At 34.8% G+C, this 396-nt stretch carries 1 protein-coding gene; it reads left to right on the top strand.

The window, feature by feature from the left end:
• A partial coding sequence (locus AC1VNY_RS42855; protein ID WP_482409731.1) for a hypothetical protein occupies nucleotides 1-262 on the top strand: 262 nt, incomplete at its 5' end.
• Between the last annotated feature and the right edge of the window lie 134 nt (nucleotides 263-396).

Genomic DNA, 396 nt, shown 5'->3' with positions numbered 1-396 from the left:
CTATACTAGAAAAAAACAACTGCGAATAGACAATCAAAGGCTACAAAATAAAGAAGTAAAAGAGGAATATCAGCTCGAACTTAAGAATGGGTTCGAGTTACTCAATGGTGAAAATGATCAAAACATTGAAGACAAATGGACTAAGATAAAGGACACACTACTTGGGGTAGCAAATAGTAGCACACGATTAAAGACGAAAGACAGAAAACCCTGGATAAGAGATGACACCTGGAAATGTATTCATAAAAAAGAAGAAAGATGAAACTAGCAATATTTAATACTAAGGATGCAACAGATGAAATCCAAGCTAAAGAGGAATATAGACTAAAAGACAAGGAAGTGAAAAGAGCAGCTAGAAGAGATAAAAGAGCATATGTTAATCGACTGGCCGAAGAA

The sequence above is a fragment of the Bradyrhizobium ferriligni genome (assembly GCF_056837965.1).
The sequence above is the reverse complement of the archived record's forward strand: the minus strand, read 5'-3'. Positions and strand labels throughout refer to the sequence as shown.